At 63.1% G+C, this 4781-nt stretch carries 3 protein-coding genes; 2 read left to right on the top strand and 1 reads right to left on the bottom strand.

Annotation, left to right across the window (positions count from 1 at the left end):
* Window positions 1-226: 226 nt before the first annotated feature.
* Window positions 227-388, bottom strand: coding sequence for a hypothetical protein (locus AC1D1G_RS41905; RefSeq protein ID WP_477956569.1), 162 nt, complete (start codon window positions 386-388; stop codon window positions 227-229).
* Window positions 389-2163: 1775 nt separating this feature from the next.
* Here AC1D1G_RS41905 and AC1D1G_RS41900 point away from each other — a divergent pair.
* Together AC1D1G_RS41900 and AC1D1G_RS41895 are read left to right on the top strand one after the other, a co-directional pair.
* A complete protein-coding gene (locus AC1D1G_RS41900) occupies window positions 2164-3507 on the top strand; it encodes an MFS transporter (RefSeq protein WP_477956568.1) in 1344 nt (447 codons plus the stop codon).
* Window positions 3508-3552: 45 nt separating this feature from the next.
* The gene (locus AC1D1G_RS41895) at window positions 3553-4611 is read left to right on the top strand and encodes an amidohydrolase family protein (protein WP_477956567.1); all 1059 of its coding nucleotides are present in this window, start codon (window positions 3553-3555) and stop codon (window positions 4609-4611) included.
* The last annotated feature ends 170 nt before the right edge of the window (window positions 4612-4781 follow it).

Genomic DNA, 4781 nt, shown 5'->3' with positions numbered 1-4781 from the left:
GGTTCAATAACTGTTTGGCGTTGTGCATGGTGCTCATCTGACCGAAGACCGGTTCGATGGTGGCCTTCCGGCGGGCCTATGCCGCCCGACCTTTCCGGGTAGCCCGTTTGCAGGCCACGCGCTGCTTGCCGTTCGCGGGCTTGGGGATCCGCCCGGGGACGCCGCTGGTGGGTCGCCATGGCACCGACGCCCGGTCACGGGACCGACGCCCGCTCGCGACATAGAATTAGATGCCTTGTTCGGCGGCGAACTCGGCGGCCCGGTCCGAGTTGTCGGCCGAGTAGTAGTCGGAGTCGGCGAGGACCTGGTCCGGGACCTGCCCGGTGTTCGCCGCCGTCTGTTCGGTCATCGGCATCAGATTGCCGACATCGACGGCATTTGTGTTCACGTCGGTGGCCGCGATCCCTGAGGCTTCTCGTCGACCACGACCTCCGCGTTGGACCACTGCGCGAAGGCCCCGTCGCCGGTCAGCCGTCGTCCCGGTCCGCTCCCGTGCCGCCAGCCGAGCCTCTTCAGTGAGGGCGGCCTTCGCCTCCCGGATCGTCGCCAACCGGGTTCCCGACGCCGCGATACCTCGGGCAGCTCGTCGCCACGCCGGTTCTCGCCGACTCGGCGTCTTCGGCCTCGTCGAGACCTCGCGGCGAGGGCCTCCTCCTTCTCCGACATGCGGGCGTAGCTCGTCGCCTTGGGTTTTGGAGGCGTTAGTCCGCAACTTCGTCCCGTCCAACAACCGCCCAGCCTGATCATGCCCGCGGCCGGCAACGCCAACGCCTGTACGAACAGGGCCCGAGGGCGGACGGGCGCCGCTTGCGGACCCGGGTGATCGCCGGATAGTCCGCCACCCTGCTCCGAGCACCGGAACAGCCACGTCATCGGTGCATTTGCGATCGATCGCCCGGGACGAGCGCACTCCGGTGGTGCAGCCGTTGAGCAGGATGAGCACAATCAGCCTCGGATCATGTTGGGGCGCCGCGGCTCTCGGTGTACGCGTCGGGGATCCGGGTCAGGTCCAGGTGCTCGTCGACGAGTTCCGCGATAGGCCAGAGGCTCGGCGGGCACCCAGTCGTCGAGCGGTGGCGGCAGCAACAAACCCTCATCCGGGTCAAACGCACGAAATTTCTTATCCACCAGTGGCTTCGGCACCCGGAATCAGGTTTGTCCGGCTGCGCCAGGGGCTACCTCGAACGAACCACCATCATCGAGATCATCAGGCACGCCTCATCATCGCGCGCCCCTGCCCATCACCCGAACACCTCCGCTCGGGCGTTTAACCGACCGCACTTAGGTGTTCGCTGTAGCGGACGGCCAGGTATTGCACGCCACGGTTCGGGTGCAGGGTGCCCGGCGCCGAAGATCCTGGTCGTCGTGACGGCCTGAATCCCATCTCCTACGCGTCCAGTGCGAGATCGGTGCGCAGTTAGGTCAACACTTGCCGGCCTACGACCCGCGTCGGGGGAACACATCGAGCATGAACGCCGCATAAACGAACCTGGGGAACTTTCGGCAGTACGTTCTGTCGGACACCACAACTGGCGCGGAGGCCCGTTCGGGCCGCTCGCAGCTTGATGGGAATGAGTCCCAGGCGTTGCCAAGCGACAAGCCGTGCTAACAATAACAGACGCGCCATTGCTAGATGTTTGACAGTCAGATAATAGTCTGGTCTACTAATCACCGAGTGAGCGCAATCACAGTCACCCCCGTGTCAATAAGTGCAGCGAAACAGCGATACATGGGGGATCTCGGCTTCGGGTGCCGGAAGACCCGACCGGGCCACGCGAGATGAGTAGGAGAACTCACTGTGACACCGAGGGACGTTGTACTCGTAGTCGCTTTTGGATTCACCGGGTCGCGCCTGGTCGAACGGTTGAGGGCAGCAAGTAATAATTCTGTTCTCGAGGCCACCGACACGGAGCTCAGCTGTACGTCAGCGGGGACGAACATGTTCGTCTACCGGCGTTTGGCATGTCCGCTCGCAACCCGGATGTCCGAATTCCGGCGAAGCCCTAGATCCGCGTATCGCTGTGCTTCAGAGCAAATACGCAACATTGCAATAGCTCTCAACCAGTAGGGCGTCGGTACCCCTCGTGCCCTCCATGGCGAATATCGGCAGGTCGAGTTTGTGCCTCGCGCTTACTTCTCCATCCCAAACCTGAAGGCAGAATCATGAGCACTATGCAACCAGATGCGATATCCGGCCAATCGTCCCCACCTCGTAAGACGAGCTTTGCCAGGCTCGGCACGGCCCTCTTCCTGGGTACCGCGCTCGAGTGGTACGACTACTTCGTCTACGGCGTCGCAGCCGCTCTGGTGCTGAACAAGCTCTTCTTCCCTACGTACAACCCCACCGTCGGCACCTTGTTTGCCTTCGGCACCTTCGCATCGGCGTGGCTCATGCGGCCCTTGGGCGCGTTCATTTTCGGCCACCTCGGCGACCGTCTTGGCAGGCGGTCGGTACTGTTCATGACCCTGATCGGCATGGGCGTGGCCACGATCGCGACCGGCCTGCTGCCCACATACGATCAGATAGGTTTCTGGGCCCCGCTGCTGCTTGTCCTGTTCCGGATGATTCAAGGTCTGTCGGCCGGTGGTGAGTTCTCCGGCGTCGCCACCATGTCGATTGAGCATGCGCCGCCACACCTGCGCGGGCGCTACACCAGCGTCGCTCAGATGGGTATTCCGGCGGCCCTGGTGGGGGCCAACCTTGTCAGCCTGGCCGCCTACTTCATGCCCGAGGACGCGCTGGAGAGCTACGGTTGGCGTATTCCGTTCCTGGTCAGTGCATTGATCTTCCCGATCGCGCTGTTCATTCGGCTAAAGCTGGAAGAATCGCCGGTGTTCGAGGAGAAGAAGGCAGAGAACGCTCTCGTCAGCAACCCGGCGAGGGAAGTCATTCGCAACCACTGGCGGACGATGCTGGCGCTCGGATTCGCCAACGGTGGACTCGGTGCGGCTTTCTACGCGTACAGCACCTATGCGGTGAACTACGGGTCGGCCGAGGCCGGCTTGGCGAAGACGACCGTGCTGATGGCAGTCATCGTTGCGGGATTGGTTCACCTGGCCTGTGTGGGGATTGTCGGCTGGAATTCCGACCGTATCGGCCCGAAGCGAGTGTTCCTCTCTGCCCTGACACTGCTGGCGGTCGCTCCGATTCCGGTCTTCTGGATCATTCACACAGGCAACCCCATCGCCATCATCGCGGCAATGATCATCGGCCTGGGAATCGGCCATGGAGTGGCGTATTCGGTTACCGCGCYGCTCTTCACCACCGTCTTCCCGCCGGAGCTTCGCTACACAGGTTCTGCCATCACCTACCAGGTATCCGCGGCGCTTCTGTCGGGGCCGGTGCCGATTGTGATGGCGGCCCTCGTCGGGGCAGGCGGCGGCACGCCCTGGTACGCAGCAATCTTCCTCATGGGAATCTGCACGGCCGGTCTGATCGGCGCGATCCTCCTCGACCCTGCGGCACGGAAGTCGCGTGCTGTCGCGGCGGCGCGCGGCGAGGTCTGATCGAATGGCTGAGTCCGCCTTGATAACCGGATGGCTGGGGTAGGCATGGCACTGGACGCGCGCTTCTACAAGCTCTCCGAGCACGGACGGCCGACTGAGTTCGGCACGATCTTCGAACCGTCTGACGAGTGGCTGGCGAAGCAGTCGGCAGAGGCGGTGTTCGAGCCGGACGTGCCGATCGTCGATTCCCATCACCATCTCTGGGAGCACCCGTACGTCTACGATCGTTCCGGCTTCGAGGCGGACGTCCAGTCCGGTCACCACGTCGAGGCCACGGTTTATGTGGAATGCGGAGCCGGCTACCGCGATTCTGGACCGGTCGAACTGCGGCCGGTCGGGGAGACCGAGTACGTAGCCGCGGCGGCCGGTTCGTCGAGCGCCGGAGTGGACGTGGCGGCCGGCATCGTGGGATTCGCCGACCTCACACTGGGTGCCGCAGTCGAGCCGGTTCTGACAGGGCACATGGCGGCTGGTCGCGGGAGATTTCGGGGTGTCCGGTTCAGCACCGGATGGGATGCGAGTCCCGAGATCGCGAACACGCAGTCCGGGAAACGACCCGGGATGCTCCGAGAAGCGAAAATCCTTGACGGGGCTCGTGTCCTGGCACGAAACTCGCTCACCCTCGACGCCTGGCTGTTTCATACCCAATTGGACGACGTCGCGGCACTGGCGGATGCTGTTCCGGATTTGAAGGTCGTGGTAAACCATAGCGGTGGCCCTCTGGGGTACGGCCGCTATGCGTCGGACCAATCAGGCCAGTTCGACCAATGGCGGGACGGCATTCGGCAGGTCGCGAAGCGGCCGAACGTCTGGTGCAAAATCGGGGGGCTCGTGGCCCGCGGAGCCATGTACGACTACCTCACCGCGCCGGAACCTCCCGGCTCCGACGAGCTGGCTCGTCTCTGGTCGCCCTGGCTCGAGGTGTGCGTCGAGGAGTTCGGCGCGAAGCGTTGCATGTTCGAGAGCAACTTCCCGGTCGACAAGATGGGCACGTCGTATCGCGTGCTCTGGAATGCCTACAAGCGGTTCGCGAGTTCGGCATCACGGGAGGAGCGGGAGCTGATGTTCGGAGGATCGGCCCGCCAGTTCTACAGCCTGCTCTGATCCCGGCACGGGCCGCACTAGAGCCCCGCCTCTCCGCCGATGAAGTGAATCGGGCAGCAGTTGAAGTTGTGTGAGAGTAGTAGCTGGGAACGTTTACAGATAGCATAATATTCTACAGATAGAATACTGTCAGATTATTCAGAGTCTGATTAGCAACGGCTGACGAACCA

The organism is Rhodococcus sp. P3_B8, assembly GCF_056402775.1.
Note: the sequence above shows the minus strand (reverse complement) of the source record. Positions and strands in the feature narration are given on the sequence as shown.